Raw genomic sequence first — 17,088 nt, 5'->3', positions numbered from 1 at the left:
CCTTGCGGGTTTTGTTTTGCCCGCATCATCTTTCTTGTCAGTCGTGGTGCAGCGCGATAGGAATCAAACAATAGCACTGGGCAAAACAGCAAACTGACGGGACACTCACCATGACCACGCATAACAGCAAAGCCATCAACGACCTTCTCGACGTCATGGCAAAGCTGCGCAACCCGGATGGCGGTTGCCCGTGGGACCTGGAACAGGATTTCTCGACCATCGCGCCCTACACCATCGAAGAAGCCTACGAAGTTGCCGACGCGATTGCTGATAACGACATGCCCGAGCTCTGCAACGAGCTGGGGGATTTGCTTCTCCAGGTCGTATTCCACGCCCAGATGGCCAAGGAAGCCGGTCATTTCGAGTTCGAAGACGTCGCCAACAGCATCGTTTCAAAAATGATCAGCCGTCATCCGCACGTGTTTGGCGACGGCGATGCTACCACAACCGATGGCGTCAATCAGACCTGGGAAAAGATCAAGGCAGCTGAGCGTGCCCAAAAAGCCGAAGACAAGGGTCATGAACGCCACAGTGCCCTTGATGGCGTGGCAAGCGCCTTGCCCGCATTAATGCGCGCGGAAAAGCTCACCAAGCGTGCCGCCCGCGTTGGTTTCGACTGGCCCAGTACCGATGAAGTCTTTGATAAGCTGCACGAGGAAATTGACGAACTCAAAGCCGAAATGACCGACACCCCCGATCCGGCGCGTCTGCAAGATGAATTGGGAGACATGTTGTTTGTCATGGCCAATCTGGCGCGCAAGATCGGCGTCGATCCCGAAGTTGCCCTAAGGGGGGCAAACCACAAATTCACCAAACGCTTCCATTTCATCGAAGATGAACTCGCGCGTGATGGCCGAACGGCTGCGGATTCAAATCTGGAAGAGATGGATAATCTTTGGAATCTGGCGAAAAAGACCGAACGAGGTCAGGTGTGAATGCGCACCTGACCTGGTCCAGATTCCCCAACCTAGTTTTCCAGCGGCATATAGATCTCGGTTAGCAGTTCGGTTGGCGCAACTTCGCGCGGATTGTTGAGGTATTCTTCAAATACGGGACCTTCGCGCGCCTCTTCACCCGACTGCGGCAACCATTTGCCAAACAGCCACAAATAGGCCGCCTTCATATCGGCATACGGCCCTTTATAGTGCAGGCAGGCATATCTTCCCGCCGCCAACTTTGTTCTCTCAACCGGTGCCTGCAGTTCGATCTCCGAATTGCTTGAAAGCAACGCACCCGCCTTGGAAAACAGGTCCTCTTCAAGATGGCTATCGGGGTCGGTGTGATACACCCCTATTAGCCTGACATCAGGCGCAATCAAATCACGGACGGCCAGCCATCCGAACAACCTGTCAAACGCCTCGCCGATCTGCATGAATGATCCATGATGATCAATCGTCAGCAGCGACATTTCCGGCACTTCACGAATTTCGACGTCCCAAGGTCCGCTGATGACAGCCCCTTGATCTTCAAGGGCGCTTTGGAATTTCGCGTGGCTACCTTCTTTGCGATATCGCGCGGGCGGCATGCCATAACAATCCGAAAAGATGCGCGTAAAGGATTGCAGGTTCGGATACCCGCACCGTTTGCCGATTTCCTCAATCGCGATGGCGCTATTTGCCAGCATTCCGGCTGCCGTATGAAGGCGCACGCGCTTCACGGTCGCGGCAATGGTTTCCCCAAACACGCCGTGATAGATGCGATGCCAATGAGTTGGCGACATGCAGGCGATTTCGGCCAGCTTGTTCAGATCAAGCTCTTCGTCGAGATGATCATGGATATAGCCCTGCACCCGGGCAAGACGTTCCTGATAGGACTTCTGGGCATGCAATTTGTTCATCGTTCTCTCGTGCAGTTTGTTGTGCAGTTCGAAAACGCTAGCACGCGTCGATTTGACAAATCTTGCGGACTTGCGACCGCTCGTTACGCCGGAAAGAGCGGCATCAGGATTTCATTAATCTCGGCCCAGAGTTCTTCGGAACTCGCGCAGAGAAGCCCTGCCGCCGTGGCATTGGCATTATATTCGTTATCTTTATCTGCGGTGATATAGCGTGCATAACCGCCTGCTTCGCGCACCAGAAGTGTTCCCGGTGCATGGTCCCAGGGCTTGAGTGTGCGATAGGCACAGAAATCAAATGCCCCGCGCGCCATTTCTTCATACTCCGCCCCGCAGCAGGAATAATGCGCAACATCGGCAAAGAAATCGAGATGACCATAATGCTTGCGGATGCGATCACGCGCATATGAAATCAGAAAGCCCTTGGCATCGGACGCCTTGGTAATGTTGGATCGCACCGAAACCGGCTGATCCTGATAGCGTGTGCCTGATCCCAGTTCGGCGACAGTTGCCGCCCCTTCAATCGGATCGACAATCCAGGCTGCGACAGTTTCCCCGCCCGCATAAAGCCCAACCATGCAGCGAAACGGCTGTCTGTGATGGGCAAAATTCTTGGTGCCATCGACCGGATCAATGATCCAGAACGGGTCATCTGCGGCAAAAATGCGTTCCTGAAGGCTCGGGTCTTCATGGGCGGCTTCTTCGCCAAGCGCACGACTTCCGGGCAAAAGATCGGTCAGACGGCGGGTCAGAACACGCTCTGCCTCGGTATCGGCGATGGTAACAAGATCCATCGCATGGGTCTTGGTGTCGATATCTGCATCATCAAGCTGGCCGAAACGCGGGGCGATTTCAGCAGCCGACACTTCCCGAATGATCTCGGTTACCTTGTCCATATCGACTTTGATCGCCACGCGCTTTCTCCCTATCACACCAGATGAATATCAAGCCCGGCCTTGGCACACCAATCTTCGAACCGGCCGACACGGGTTGCATCGACCCGGACCTGAACTGAAATACCGTCCTGCCCCTCATTGCGTTTGAGAACCTCACCCTGCTCATAAAGCCGCGCAAGTGACTTCCCGTCCGCATACGGCACGCAAAGTTCAAAGATCGGCATATCTTCGGTCAGGCGATCTTCGATCAGATCAAGCAATGCCTCGCAATTCGTGCCCTTGACGGCCGAAATCGCAATGGTGTTGTCATGGCGTGCGGCATATTCAGACACCGCCTGCAAGTCTTCGCCTTCAAGCTGATCGATCTTGTTCAGTGCCTCAACCAGCTCTTCGCCGTCAATTGCCTTCTGAAGCCCGAGTTCCTTGAGAACTTCGAGCACATCAAGCTTCTGTTCTTCGGTTTCGGGCGAAGACGCATCGCGCACATGAACAATCAGATCCGCTTCCAGCACTTCCTCAAGGGTTGCGCGGAAGGCCGCGACAAGGTCGTGCGGGAGATCGGAAACAAAGCCCACAGTGTCAGACAGAATAACCTTGCGGCCGCTCGGCAGGACCAGACCGCGCATGGTCGGGTCCAGCGTCGCAAACAGCATGTCCTCGGCAAACACCTCAGACAAGGTCAGTTGGTTAAACAGCGTCGATTTGCCGGCGTTCGTGTAGCCGACAAGCGCGACAATCGGGTAAGGCACCCGACGGCGCGCTTCGCGGTGCAGTTCACGCGTACGTTTGACTTCCTCAAGCTCGCGACGGAGCTTGGCCAGCTTGTCACCGATAAGACGGCGGTCGATCTCGATCTGACGTTCACCAGGACCGGCAAGGAAGCCACGACCACCACGCTGACGTTCAAGGTGCGTCCAGGTGCGCACAAGGCGGGATCGCTGATAGCTCAGCAATGCCAACTGCACCTGCAAACGACCTTCACGGGTTCGCGCGCGATCGGCAAAGATTTCAAGGATCAGACCGGTTCGATCAATGACCTTGCATTTCCATTCCCGTTCCAGGTTACGTTGCTGGATCGGGGTAAGAATGCCATTGATCATCACAATGTCGGCTTCTTCAGCCTTGATTTGCAAACCAAGCCGTTCGGTCACGCCCTTGCCAAACAAGGTGGACGGACGCAACTTTGCGATGGGCACGATTTCTGCGCCCACCACTTCAAATTCAAGTGCACCCGTCAAACTGATCGCTTCTTCCAGACGCGACGAAGCGTCGCGCCAAGTCCCGGTTGGGTCTGCGCGTTTTAGTTCAGGGTGGAAAACCAGGACCCGGGGAGATTCCGGCGTATCGCCGCCCCCCGAAGTCAGAGACTCGTCAGCTATTTTCTTCTTCCGTCGCAGGCTGGCTCGGATCAAACAGCTTGATCGGGGTCGTCGGCATTACCGTCGAAATCGCGTGTTTGTACACGAGCTGGGTATGAGCATCGCGCCGCAGCAAAACAGAGAAATTGTCAAACCAGGTAATGATCCCCTGCAATTTGACTCCGTTGACCAGAAACACGGTAACCGGCGTTTTGTTTTTACGGCAATAGTTCAGAAAGACGTCCTGAACATTTTGTGATTTTTCCGCCATTGGTTAGACCTAGCCTTCTTTTATGAGCGTTTTTTTGGTTTCGGGCGGCCAAGGAAAATGTGGAACCGTCGACTTTTCAGGTCAGTCACGATTCCGGCCCCATTTTTAATGACCTTCATGAACTATAAGACGTTCGAGAAGCCTTTTACAACCCTTACAAGCGCCTCGCAATCGGCGAAATGCCAATCAGGGCTAAGAGTCGCAGAATTCTGCGTGTCGCCGTGACCGGTAATTTCATCACCAATCAGGATTGCCGTCGCCCCGACATTGCGCGCGCACTGAATATCAACCACGCTGTCGCCTACAAACCACAGATTCTCATATTGCGATGCCGAAGAGTCGCCCATCGCCATATGCACCGGATCGGCTGCTGGTTTATCCTTTGCCGCATCCGTCGCCCCGACGATCTTGCCAAAAAACGGCGTCCATTCAAGGTGATCGGCTTCCTTGCGCAGGAAGTCACCATTCTTGTTGCTCACGACACCGATATAGGTCCCGTTATCACGCAACGCACATAAAAGGTCATGCGCCCCATCAAGCGGCTTCAACGTTTGAAGATGGATGGACTGGAAATGACCATAAAAGCTGTCTTTGGCATCTTCCCAGCGATCTTCGCCAAACAGGATGGGGAAACTGTCGCGCATGGAGCGCGCAACCCGCTGCTTGGTCTGATCAAGCGACCATTGTTCCAGCCCAAATTCCTCAAACGTCATGTTAAGGGCAGCCTGAATGGTGCCCCAGCTATCAACAAGGGTATTATCCCAGTCAAAAATGACGGCTTTAGGCGGATGGGGCAATTGGTCAGACATTTGAATTTCCGGTGGCTGGCTGGGTATTGTTTTGTGTGAGGATTAAAAGAACCGCCTGCCCGATCAGAAATATTCGAGACGAACAGCGAACATCTTTTCAACCTTTTTGATCTGCTCGGACCCTGCAAATACCACAATCCGGTCATTGGCCTCGATCACGGTTGCGGCGCGCGGCATCACAACTTCGCCATTGCGCAAAATAGCGCCAAACACCACACCGGCCGGCATCGAGATATCCTTGATCGCCTTGCCAACGATTGGTGCGGTTTCAAGCGCTTCTGCCTCAAGAACCTCGCCAAAGCCTTCTGAGAGGCTGTGTACAGCCCGGATACGCCCACGGCGTACATGATGCAGGATGGTCGACACCGTCGTCATACGCGGGCTGATCACCACATCCACGCCCAGTTCGGACACCAGCGAGTTATAGGTGCTTTTGTTAATCAGGGTCAGCGCACGTGGGCAGCCATACCGTTTGGCCAGTAGAGACGCCAGAATGTTGGTCTCATCATCATTGGTCAGGGCCACAACTGCTTCGGCATTACCGACATTGGCTTCTTCCAGCAGTTCCGGATCCAGAACGTCACCACGCAGAACAACGCTTTTCTTCGGCAACTTTTGGGCAACAAAACGCGCGCGCTCCGGATCGGCTTCGACCAGTCGGGTGGTGACACCCGGGAAGTTCTTGTTGATTTCTTCAGCCAGGAACAGCGCGATGTTCCCGCCGCCAAAGATTACGATCCGGCGGGCTTCCGGGTCTTCATGGCCGAATGCCGACATGGCGCGATCCACCTGATCACCCGATACCGCCAGATAGACAAGGTCCCCCGCCAGCATCTGATCATCGCCCTTGGGATAGACCGCCTTGTCGCCACGGATCATGCCAAGGATCGAGATATTGAGATCCGGGAACAGTTGATGAAGCTGACGTAGCGGTGTGTTGATCACCGGGCAATCATCGCTGCAGCGAATACCAAGGATTTTGACCTTGTCATCGGCAAACGGGATCATGTCAAACGCACCGGGCGCCTGAAGGCGGCGTGCAACCGCACGCGCAACTTCCATCTCCGGGGAAATCACCACATCGATCGGCAGCTTTTCGCGACCAAACAGGCTGGCCCATTCCGGCTGCAGATAGGTCTGGCTGCGGATACGCGCGATCTTGGTAGGCACGTTAAACAGCGAATGCGCCACCTGACAGGCCGTCATGTTAACTTCATCAGCAAAAGTCACGGCGATCAGCATGTCGGCTTCTTCAGCGCCGGCCTGCTGCAGCACGTCCGGATGCGAGCCAAACCCGATAATGCCCTTGACCTCAAGCGTATCGGAAATCTTGCGCACCAGTTCTTCGGACTGGTCGATCACGGTTACATCATTGTTTTCGGCAGACAGATATTTGGCAATGTGGAAGCCCACCTGCCCGGCGCCGCAAATGATGACCTTCATGTCGAGTTCTCCCGTTCACAACAGTCCGTGGTGATCTTGGGCTTATTGCCCGTTCACACCAAGGCTTTTCAGCTTGCGGTGCAATGCTGAACGTTCCATGCCGACAAAGCTGGCCGTTTTGGAGATGTTTCCACCAAAACGATCAATCTGTGTCTGGAGATATTCTTTTTCAAACATCTCACGTGCTTCGCGGAGCGGCAATGCCATGATTTCACTGGTCTTGTCAAAACTTAGCGATGTCGGCACGTCAGAAAACAGCTCGGATGGCAGCATCTTGCCGCTGATCAGATCGACCTTGTCTTCGTCGCCGGGCGCCATGATCATCAGTCTTTCGATCACGTTACGCAATTGGCGCACATTGCCCGGCCAGTCATAGGCATGCAGGGTTGCCATCGCCTCGGGCGAGAGCTTTCTTTTCGGAAGACCCGTTGCGTCGGCATAGCGATCAAGGAACATTTCCGCCAGAACCGGAATGTCATCACGGCGTTGCTGCAACGATGGCACCTCAAGCGGAACCACATTCAGGCGGTAATACAGATCCTGCCTAAATTTCTGTTCTTCGATCCGCTGTTCGAGATCACGCGCAGTCGTTGCGATCACACGCACATCCACATTAACCGGCACGGAACCGCCAACACGTTCAAACGTCTGATCTTGCAACACCCGGACAATCTTGCCCTGGGTTTCAAGCGGCATGTCCGCCACTTCATCGAGCAACAAGGTCCCGCCATGAGCCAATTCAAGGACGCCGGTGCGCGCTTCGCGGTCCGCCGTCGCAATTGCACCGAAAAGCGACTCTTCCATGGTATCCGGCGCAATATTTGCGCAATTCAGGACCACAAACGGGGCTTCGGCACGGGCAGATTTCTGATGAATAAGCCGGGCGACAACTTCCTTGCCCGACCCTGCCGGACCATGGATCAAAATGCGACTTCCCGTGCGCGCCACCCGTTCGGCCGATTGGCGCAGGTTATTCAGGACCGATGATTTGCCGACAAGCTCGGTATCGCCGCCTGCCTTAAGAGTGAGCTCGCGGTTCTCGCGGCGCAAACGCGCATCATCAATCGCGCGCTCCACCACCATCAACAGGCGATCGGTATTGAACGGCTTTTCAATGAAGTCGTAGGCCCCAATCCGCGACGCTTCAAGCGCGGTTTCGATATTACCGTGACCGGAAATCATCACCACCGGGACTTCGCTATGCTCACGCTTGATCAGCTTGAGCGTCTCGATGCCATCATGGTCGCTTTCATCCATCCAGATATCAAGCACCACAAGGCTCGGCCGGCGGGCAGCAACCTCGGACAAAGCGCCCTGACTTGATCCTGCCTGGCGGGTTGTATAGCCCTCGTCTTCGAGGATGCCGGAAATCAGAGCCCGGATATCTTCTTCATCGTCGACAATAAGAATGTCGTGCGCCATGTCGTGACCAAATCAATCTTTTTCTTGTTACGATTTTGACAATTAAATCAATTGCCTGAGGAGTTTGCGTTCGAAGCAACGCCATCGGTTTCGGGTTCAATAACCTTCGGGAAAGATAGCGTAATCGTCGCTCCGCTTTCAACGCCGTCAGAGAGTATAAGCTCTCCGCCATGGTCTTCCATGATTTTCTTTACAATCGCCAAGCCAAGCCCGGTTCCCTTGGATCGCGTGGTGACATACGGCTCGGTCAATCGTTCGCGGTGTTCGGCAGGAAGCCCTTTTCCGTTGTCCGATACAGCGACGAAAACACGTTGATTATCGGGCGATGTCGCGACCGAAATCTCGATCCGGCCTTTTGGCAGATCGCCGTCTTCGGGCTTTTCGCGGCCTTCGATCGCCTCGGCCGCGTTTTTAAGCGTGTTGGTGAGACACTGATTGACCTGATGGGCATCACAGGAAATCTGCAGATCTTCGATGCCACTGCGATCGAAATCATAGCTGATATCGCTATGCGCCTGCTTTTGCAGGAACACTGCACTTTTCACCAGTTCACCGATATTTTCCAGGCGCATCGTCGGGGTTGGCATGCGGGCAAAGCTGGAAAACTCATCAACCATCCGTCCAATATCGGAAACCTGTCGAATGATGGTATCGGTACAGGTCGTAAATACTTCCTGATCATCATTGATCTGCTTGAGGTATCGGCGTTTAAGCCGCTCTGCAGACAGCTGGATCGGGGTCAGCGGGTTCTTGATTTCATGGGCAATACGCCGTGCCACGTCCGCCCAGGCGGCCATGCGCTGTGCGGTCTGAAGCTCTGTGACATCGTCAAACGTCACCACATAGCCAAACACCGTCCCGTCATCGGCCCACTCGGCGGTCACCCGTGACATCAAGGTGCGACTGACCCCATCGCGGCGAATTTCAACCTGGCGGGGTTTGCTGCGCTCGCCATCGCGGCCAAAGTCATCAAACAGTGGCTGGAATTCCGGAATAACTTCTGTCAGTTCCTGAGACAGGTAATCTTCAAGGTCGACACCAAGCAAATCCGACGCACTGCGGTTAGGCAGATCAATGTTGCGGTTCGGATCAAGACCAATCACACCAGCGGTCACCCCACCAAGGATCGCCTCTGTAAAGCGGCGACGTTCATCATTTAACCGGTTGGCGGCAATCAGTTCATTGCGCTGGGTTTCAAGCTGCGCGGTCATGCGGTTAAATGCCCGGCTCAGCGCTTCAAGCTCATCGCCCTGCCCGTCAAGCGGCACCCGGAAGGACAAATCCCCGTCACGGACACGCTCTGCACCGGTAATCAGTTGTGAGACCGGCTGCACCAGACGGGTTGCCACCATCAAGCCAAGCGTGACTGCGGCGAGCAAAAGCACAACCGAAATCAGAACGAAGATCATGACAAAGGTGATCACGATCCCGGATCGTTCACCTTCCAGGCTTTCATAGGCATCAACGGCGCGGCGCGCCTTGTCGATACGATCCAGCACATTCGGGTCGACAAAGCGCCCAACCAGCAGGAAGGCATCAATGAGGCTTGGGATCTTGGCGATGGCGCGGATGCGGTTGTCACTTGCGCCCACCATCAAAACCACATCTTTCTGACGTGCTTCGTCAAACACTTCTTCGGGAACAGACGTCTGATTTGCGTCATAGGAAAAACTGTATTCTGACTGGGCGATGATCCTGCCCGCCCCGTCAACCATCATGACTTCCGGCAAACCACGCGCCAGCGCCTGATCGGTCAGAATGCTGGAAATGCGATCCGGATTGGTTGAGAAATTGACACCAAAGCGCTGCAAGTCGCTGGTGGTCGCCAGGGCATCGGCGCGGATCAGTTCCTGGTGTTCGCGCAAATAGGCATCCGCAATCACCATGCTTTCTTCAACCGCGGTACGGATGCGGTCGCTAAACCAGCCCTGAATACCGAAATGCAGAAAGAGTGCGGAGAAAATCGCCACGACAATCGCTGGTGTCACTGCGACTAGCGAGAACATCAACACCATTCGGGTGTGAAGCTTGGCCCCTGCCACCCCGCGCCGACGTTCTACCCAGATCTGAACAAGCTTGCGCGCCACCAGCGTTGCCAGAAGCAATACCAGCACCAGATCGATGTTGAGTAACAGCAGAATAAGCCGTGGGTCAGGACGGAATGGCGCCGTCCCCGTCATGGCCAGATAGGTCGCCGTGACCGAAATCAGGGCCGCTGTAACCACACTGAACGCAAAGCGCCGTGACTGGCCCAGCCGCCCCAGAAACCGTACAAAGCCCGACCGCAGGAACCGGTTGGAGATCGAACGGTCGGTATTGTTCATTTCGTGCCCCTGACGACTTCCAGTCCAAGATCACGGATTTTTTTGCGCAACGTATTGCGGTTAAGACCTAGAACCTCTGCCGCCTTGACCTGATTGCCGCGCGTTGCTTCAAGCGTCACATTCAAAAGCGGACGTTCCATTTCACGCAGTATGCGATCATAAAGCCCGTTGGCCGGCAGATCATCATCATGGGCATCGAAATACTCACGCACATGGCGTTCGATGGATTCCGAAAGCGACTGTGGCTCGGCACTTGGGGCTGCTTCGCTGACATTGTTCTCGGAAAACTCGGTTTCGATAACATCCACACCGATCACATCGTGCGAGTACAGGGCCGTCAGACGCCGCACCATGTTTTCGAGTTCGCGGATGTTGCCCGGCCAACGATGCGCTTTCAAACGTGCCATCGCTTCATTGGACAAGGTCTTGCGCGGTAGGCCCTCTTCACTTGCCTGCATCAGGAAGTGATTGACCAGTTCTGGAATGTCTTCAAGACGTTCACGAAGCGACGGCAAACGGATCGGCACGACATTGAGGCGATAGAACAAGTCTTCACGGAACGTGCCTTCGCGGATCAGCTTGCGCAAATCACGGTGGGTGGCGGCGACAATACGAACATTGACGCGGATCGGCGTACGGCCGCCGACACGGGTATACTCGCCTTCCTGCAAAACACGCAGCAAGCGCGTCTGCGCCTCAAGCGGCATATCACCGATTTCATCAAGGAACAGCGTGCCGCCCTCGGCCTGCTCGAACCGGCCCACCTTGCGCTCGTTCGCACCGGTAAAGGCGCCCTTTTCGTGACCAAACAGCTCGCTTTCGATCAACTCACGCGGGATCGCGGCCATGTTGATGGCAACGAACGGTCCATGACGACGCCCGCCATATTCGTGCAGTGCGCGCGCAACAAGTTCCTTGCCGGTTCCACTTTCACCGGTGACCATTACGGTCAGATCGGTATTCATCAGGCGCGCCAGCGCCCGATAGATTTCCTGCATGGCCGGCGAGCGCCCGATCAACGGCAGGCGATCATCACCCTCTTCGTCTTCTTCCTCGCCCATTTCGCTTTCCTGCGGGGTTTCAAGCGCACGGTCAACAATGCCCATCAACTCATTGAGGTCAAAGGGTTTTGGAAGATATTCGAACGCACCGCGCTGAGCTGCTTTTACAGCGGTCATCAGGGTATTCTGGGCACTCATGACAATCACGCGCAGGTCCGGGCGCAGCTTGCGAATGCGCGGCACCATATCCAGCCCGTTCTCGTCAGGCATCATGACGTCGGTAATCACAAGATCGCCGTCCCCATCGGCAATCCAGTCCCACAGCGTGCGGCCATGGCCGGTGCTGCGGACTTCATGTCCCTGACGTGACAATGCCTGGGTCAGGACAGTGCGAATGGCCCGATCATCGTCGGCGACCAGAATTCTCGCAGGGCTGGTACTCATGCGGTTTCTTCCCTGTTTTTGATTATGACCGGGTCAGATGCCCCTTCGGCCAGAGCCCGATTGTATATCGGCAACATGATTTGAAACTCTGCACCTCCCCCGGGCACATCTTTGACTTCAATCACACCGCCATGGTCATTGATAATTTTCGCCACCAGCGCAAGGCCAAGCCCCGAACCGGTCGGCTTCGTTGTAACGAACGGATCGAACAGGCTTTCACGCATGTCTTGCGGAATGCCCGGTCCATTGTCACGTACCGACACCACCAACGGCAGGTGAACGCGTGCGTCACCGCCAGCAACCGCCAAGCGGATGCCATGTTGATAGCGCGTCGAAATGGTGATTTTGCCATCCTTGGGATCGACGGCCTCGCCAGCATTCTTGATCAGGTTCAAGAACACCTGAACAAGCTGATCGCGGTTGCCAAATACAGGCGGCAAGGACGGATCATAGATTTCCTCGAATGTCAGGTTCTTGCCAAACCCGTTTTCCGCCAGACGACGGACATGCTCAAGAACTGTATGGATATTGACGGCCCCACGCTCAAGCGGCTTGTCGGAGAAGATCTCCATGCGGTCAACAAGCTCGACAATCCGGTCGGCCTCATCACAGATCAGACGCGTCAAAACGCGGTCATCTTCATTGCTGGTTTGTTCAAGCAACTGCGCCGCCCCGCGAATGCCCGACAACGGGTTCTTGATCTCGTGGGCCAGAATAGCTGCCATTGCACTGACGGACCGTGCCGAATTTCGGCTGAGCAACTGGTTATCTATCTTTTGCGCGATTGATCGCGGCTCGAATGTCAGTACCGCACAATCACTGTCATCGGGCATGGACCCCACGGTCAGGTTGACCGTATGCTTGCCGATCTTGGGGCTTTCGATCAGAAGATTGTGGTCGGCAACCAGTGTTGCTTCGTCGATCGCTTGTTTGATCAGCGAGAAAACCGGGCTGTCTGCCGGGATGAAGTCCGTCAGGTCACTGCGGCACAACACGCTCGAGCTTGTGTTAAACAGCTGCTCTGTCGCCTGATTGACGAACTTGATCTTGCCATCCCGATTGGCGACGACAACAGCGCTGGCAATGGCGTTCAGAACGCCGGTGGGATCAACCCCATTGCCTTTTCCAAATCCCAGTCTCATGCATATCTTCCCCGACGACGCATTTTTGACGGTCGCCATATTATTGTTATGAAGCGATCAGGCTGCTTCCTGATCCAGTTTGATTTCGGCTTCGATCAACGGATCGTAGAATGACCGAATTTGATTTTTAACTTCGCGCGGGTCGTCCAACACGTTGACAACGCGTCGAAATTCCGTCGCATTGCGCAAGCTGTTGCAATACCATGCCAGATGCTTGCGCGCGATGCGCACACCCTGACGGCCATGATGATCAATCATCGCATCGTAATGGCGCAGGATGGTTTCAAGCTGAATTTCCAGATTTGGCGCCGCAAGCTTTTGACCGGTTTTGAGATAATGCGAAACCTGCGCAAGGAACCACGGGCGCCCCTGCGCACCACGGCCGATCATCACGCCATCGGCACCGGATCGGTCCAGAAGTTCCCTGGCGCATTCTTCACTGTTCACATCGCCATTGCCCAGAACCGGAATAGAAACCGCGTCCTTGACCAACGCAATCGCATCCCAATCGGCTTCGCCTTTGTAGAACTGGCAGCGCGTGCGCCCATGAATGGTCAGCATCGCAATCCCAAGGTCCTCGGCAATACGGGCCAGTGTCGGGGCATTGCGGTTATCATCATCCCAGCCCAGACGCATCTTAAGCGTCACCGGAACAGATACCGCATCAACGGTCGCCTTGATGATGTCTGCTGCCAGCTTTTCATCGCGCATCAGCGCTGATCCGGCATAGCCCTTGGTGACCTTTTTGGCCGGGCAGCCCATATTGATATCGATGATCATGGCACCGCGGGCCTCGTTCATCTTGGCGGCCTCGGCCATTTCTTCGGGCTCGGTACCGGCAAGCTGAACCGAAAGCGGGCTTTCGGCAGCGCAATCGCCGTTCATTTTCCGGACTTCCTTTTCATGCCGCTGGATGCGGGTCATGGCGTCTGACGCAATCATTTCGGACACAACAAGATGCCCACCAAAATGGCGGACCTGTTGCCGAAACGGAAGGTCAGTCACACCTGACATCGGTGCCAGCACAACATTCTCTGGCACATGCACAGAACCGATCTGCAATGACATGAAGGATTTCCAATTGCCTAAAACTTGGGCAGATTAATAAAACTGGCCACGACATGCAACAACTCTCGGCGCATCAACGCAAATATCGTGACGTCAAACCTGATAATTCAAAGAAAAACCGTGGAAAATTCAAATCCCCCGCCCCCGCGTCGTGCGTGGCAAAGGGTAAGACGCCCGGGTGAATGACTAGCAATTATGCATAAGGCATCAAAATCATCGTAAAAATTGGGCAACAGCTGTGTGTAGCACCGATTTTCTGGCTAGCCGATGATAAAGCCGGTCACCAGCCGAACGCCCGGAAATGCCAGGGTCAGCAGCAACCAGGCGCCCAGAACAAACCGCACAGCCATGCGCCCACGCAGGGTTGATCGTTCGTGGATAAAGATCAGGATACAGATGGTGGCAAATCCCAGCAGAGTCAGGAGCATCTTGTGGTCAATTTCCCAAAGGCTTTGGCCTTCGACGTAGCGCAATGCAAAGCCTGATATGATCCCGATAATCAACACCCAGGCCGACCATTTCAAAAAGCCGACCAGCATGTATTCACTGTCGCGCAATGGCGGCAAGCGGCGGCTCCAACGGGTTGGCTTGCGCTTTTTAAGGGCGTATTCCTGCACCACATAGGCCATCGCAGCAATCGCGGCCAACGTCACCAGCGCATAGGTGATCAACGAACTGCCGATATGCGCCCACAGCCAACCGGAATAGAGTGCCGGACCATTGACCACTTCCGGATCACTATTGCCAAACAGCCGGAAGATCGCGGCAAGAACGGCAAACAAAAGCAGATAACCGCCAATATAGCCGGCCAGACGCCAGACCTGATGTGGGCCCTTGCAGATCACCAACCCGCCAAAGATCATGATGACGGTCAGTTCCGACCAATGCAAAGCGGCCGCAAAACCGCGTGACTGGACTTCCTCGCCGGTAACACCAAGCAATACCATCGTGCCGAGTGCTGCCAGACAAATCGATGCATATAGCCACACGTCACGACGTGGTTCGGCACGCATGATCTGCGCGGTCAGGGGCAGCAGCGCAAGGATATGGATATATGCAGCAAGCATCTTGGAACCCATCTTGATCTTCAGAACCGTAAACGATCCCGATATTGCATTTGCCGACTTGGCAAAACCTCCGCAGAAAGATAGCCTGCGGCGCAGTTCAGACAAGCCATGGCATTACGTTTATGACCCAAAAAACAGGCGTTGTCATCGTTGCTGCCGGCAGCGGTAGCAGATTTGGCGACCCAATACCAAAACAATATCACATGCTTGGCGGCAAAAGCATTCTGGCGCATTGTATCGAATGTTTTGCACGACACACCGACCCAAACCTTATTCAGGTGGTCTATAACCCGGCCCATCAGGACTGGTATGATAGCGCAACCGCGTCCTTGAGCGATACCGTATCGCTCCCGGCTCCGCTTGCGGGTGGCGAGACCCGTCAACAATCCGTCCTGAACGGTTTGCGTGCACTGGCAGGACGCGCGCCAAACAGCGTCCTGATCCATGACGCCGCGCGCCCGGGTATTTCCGATGATGTGATTGAACGGGTCATGGCAGCCCTTGAAACGCAATCTGGTGCGATCCCCACCCTGCCCGTGGCGGATACCATCAAGCAGACAGACAGCAATGGCATTATCCACCGAACCATTCCGCGTGAAAGCCTTCAACGGGCTCAAACGCCGCAAGGGTTTGATTTCAAAACCATTCTTGATGCGCATCAGAAATTCGAGGGTCAGGAGTTTACCGATGATGCCGCCCTGCTTGAAGCCATCGGTCTTGATGTAATCTGTGTGGCCGGCACCACCAACAATGACAAGATCACCCATCGTGATGATTTTGGCCGCGCGCAAAGCTGGGCGGATACGAATAACAAGGAAACAGCGCACATGTCGCAAGAAGAATACCGGGCTGGCACCGGATTTGATGTTCACCGCTTCGCCCCGGGCGACCATTGCATCCTGTGCGGGGTCAAAGTACCGCACACCGCACGGCTTGAAGGCCATTCCGATGCCGATGTCGGCCTCCACACGCTGACCGACGCCATACTGGGCGCGATTGGTGCTGGTGACATTGGCCAGCACTTCCCGCCAAGCGACATGCAGTGGAAAGGTGCCGCATCCGATATTTTCCTTAAACATGCAGCCGACCTTGTGCGCAAACGCGGCGGACGGATTGTGAATGTCGATGTAACGCTGATTTGCGAACGCCCGAAGATTGGCCCTCACACGCCAGCAATGCGTGAAAAGGTCGCTGAAATCCTCGAGATTGATGTTGATCGGGTGAATGTCAAAGCCACCACCACCGAGCGGCTTGGCTTTACCGGGCGTGAAGAAGGCATTGCGGCTCAGGCCGCGGTCAGTGTTGCCCTGCCGATCAGCTAATCACTAATCCTACTGCAAACGAACAAAGGGCAGGATCGAAATCCTGCCCTTTTGCATGTCAGCGGTACGTACGCAGACCAGAAGCCCTAAGACGCCGTTTCGCTGCCCTCTTCTTCTGGCAACTGATGCTTCATCAGAACCGGTACCTGCGCCATGCCAAACACCATGGTGATCGGCATGATACCCCAGACCTTGAAGGCCACCCAAGTATCGGTCGAGAAATTGCGCCAGACAAGTTCATTGACCACGGCCAGAAACACAAAGAAGAACGCCCAACGCCAGGTCAGGATCCGCCAACCCTCATCGGTTGCCTTGAATGCGCTTTCGAGAACAAGCTTCAGAAACAGCTTACCAGCAGCCAGACCGCCAAACAGGATGCCGGCAAACAGCAGGTTAACAATGGTCGGCTTGATCTTGATGAACAGTTCATCATCAAGATACAGCGTCAAACCACCAAACACGATGACGAAAACCCCGCCGATCAGGGGCATGACCGGAATGGTCCGCGCCAACGCATAGGACGTGGCAAGGGCAACAACGGTGGCGGCCACGAACACCGCCGTCGCCGTCATCAGATTGGTCGTGGCGTTGACTGCGAAAAACAGGATCAACGGCCCCATTTCGAGGGCCATTTTGGTAAGCTGATTCATTAACTCGTATCATCCAAGGACTAAAATTTGCGCCATC

15 protein-coding genes are annotated in these 17,088 nt (G+C 55.0%); 2 read left to right on the top strand and 13 right to left on the bottom strand.

Annotation, left to right across the window (positions count from 1 at the left end):
• Positions 1-110: 110 nt before the first annotated feature.
• Complete coding sequence (gene mazG, locus ACXAF0_RS11325; protein ID WP_475345953.1) at positions 111-935, top strand: nucleoside triphosphate pyrophosphohydrolase; 825 nt, start codon at positions 111-113, stop codon at positions 933-935.
• A 32-nt stretch (positions 936-967) separates the two neighbouring features.
• On the opposite strand, the gene ACXAF0_RS11320 is transcribed toward mazG, so the two are convergent.
• The 12 genes from ACXAF0_RS11320 to ACXAF0_RS11265 all read right to left on the bottom strand — a co-directional run bounded on the left by ACXAF0_RS11320 (position 968) and on the right by ACXAF0_RS11265 (position 15,091).
• On the bottom strand, positions 968-1,837 hold the full coding sequence (locus tag ACXAF0_RS11320) for an AraC family transcriptional regulator (RefSeq protein WP_475345952.1): 870 nt from the start codon (positions 1,835-1,837) through the stop codon (positions 968-970).
• Between the two features lie 83 nt (positions 1,838-1,920).
• Positions 1,921-2,748, bottom strand: coding sequence for an inositol monophosphatase family protein (locus ACXAF0_RS11315; RefSeq protein WP_475345951.1), 828 nt, complete (start codon positions 2,746-2,748; stop codon positions 1,921-1,923).
• A gap of 14 nt (positions 2,749-2,762) precedes the next feature.
• Entirely contained in the window at positions 2,763-4,094 is a 1,332-nt protein-coding gene (hflX, locus tag ACXAF0_RS11310) for a GTPase HflX (RefSeq protein WP_475346240.1), read from the bottom strand.
• A 7-nt stretch (positions 4,095-4,101) separates the two neighbouring features.
• Positions 4,102-4,359, bottom strand: coding sequence for an RNA chaperone Hfq (gene hfq / locus ACXAF0_RS11305; protein WP_008891082.1), 258 nt, complete (start codon positions 4,357-4,359; stop codon positions 4,102-4,104).
• A gap of 122 nt (positions 4,360-4,481) precedes the next feature.
• Entirely contained in the window at positions 4,482-5,168 is a 687-nt protein-coding gene (locus tag ACXAF0_RS11300; protein ID WP_475345950.1) for an HAD family hydrolase, read from the bottom strand.
• 63 nt (positions 5,169-5,231) lie between these two features.
• The gene (trkA, locus tag ACXAF0_RS11295; RefSeq protein WP_475345949.1) at positions 5,232-6,611 is read right to left on the bottom strand and encodes a Trk system potassium transporter TrkA; all 1,380 of its coding nucleotides are present in this window, start codon (positions 6,609-6,611) and stop codon (positions 5,232-5,234) included.
• A gap of 42 nt (positions 6,612-6,653) precedes the next feature.
• On the bottom strand, positions 6,654-8,033 hold the full coding sequence (ntrX, locus tag ACXAF0_RS11290) for a nitrogen assimilation response regulator NtrX (RefSeq protein WP_475345948.1): 1,380 nt from the start codon (positions 8,031-8,033) through the stop codon (positions 6,654-6,656).
• Positions 8,034-8,080: 47 nt separating this feature from the next.
• On the bottom strand, positions 8,081-10,357 hold the full coding sequence (locus ACXAF0_RS11285) for a sensor histidine kinase NtrY-like (RefSeq protein WP_475345947.1): 2,277 nt from the start codon (positions 10,355-10,357) through the stop codon (positions 8,081-8,083).
• Positions 10,354-11,802: a nitrogen regulation protein NR(I) gene (ntrC, locus tag ACXAF0_RS11280; RefSeq protein WP_475345946.1), complete on the bottom strand. Its 1,449-nt coding sequence runs from the start codon at positions 11,800-11,802 to the stop codon at positions 10,354-10,356. The genes ACXAF0_RS11285 and ntrC overlap by 4 nt, the downstream gene beginning before the upstream one ends.
• Positions 11,799-12,944 (bottom strand): two-component system sensor histidine kinase NtrB, encoded by a 1,146-nt coding sequence (locus ACXAF0_RS11275; protein ID WP_475345945.1) that lies wholly within the window; start codon positions 12,942-12,944, stop codon positions 11,799-11,801. The genes ntrC and ACXAF0_RS11275 overlap by 4 nt, the downstream gene beginning before the upstream one ends.
• A 57-nt stretch (positions 12,945-13,001) precedes the next feature.
• On the bottom strand, positions 13,002-14,012 hold the full coding sequence (gene dusB / locus ACXAF0_RS11270; protein ID WP_475345944.1) for a tRNA dihydrouridine synthase DusB: 1,011 nt from the start codon (positions 14,010-14,012) through the stop codon (positions 13,002-13,004).
• A gap of 260 nt (positions 14,013-14,272) precedes the next feature.
• The gene (locus ACXAF0_RS11265; protein WP_475345943.1) at positions 14,273-15,091 is read right to left on the bottom strand and encodes a cytochrome C assembly family protein; all 819 of its coding nucleotides are present in this window, start codon (positions 15,089-15,091) and stop codon (positions 14,273-14,275) included.
• 110 nt (positions 15,092-15,201) lie between these two features.
• Between ACXAF0_RS11265 and ACXAF0_RS11260 the strand changes: the two genes are divergently transcribed.
• Positions 15,202-16,401, top strand: coding sequence for a bifunctional 2-C-methyl-D-erythritol 4-phosphate cytidylyltransferase/2-C-methyl-D-erythritol 2,4-cyclodiphosphate synthase (locus ACXAF0_RS11260; protein ID WP_475345942.1), 1,200 nt, complete (start codon positions 15,202-15,204; stop codon positions 16,399-16,401).
• Between the two features lie 86 nt (positions 16,402-16,487).
• On the opposite strand, the gene ACXAF0_RS11255 is transcribed toward ACXAF0_RS11260, so the two are convergent.
• Positions 16,488-17,051 carry a septation protein A gene (locus tag ACXAF0_RS11255; RefSeq protein ID WP_475345941.1) on the bottom strand — a complete coding sequence of 188 codons (564 nt, stop codon included), beginning with the start codon at positions 17,049-17,051 and terminating at the stop codon, positions 16,488-16,490.
• Between the last annotated feature and the right edge of the window lie 37 nt (positions 17,052-17,088).

The sequence above is a fragment of the Thalassospira sp. ABD4_177 genome (assembly GCF_056160125.1).
This window is presented reverse-complemented; position numbering and strand designations above follow the sequence as displayed.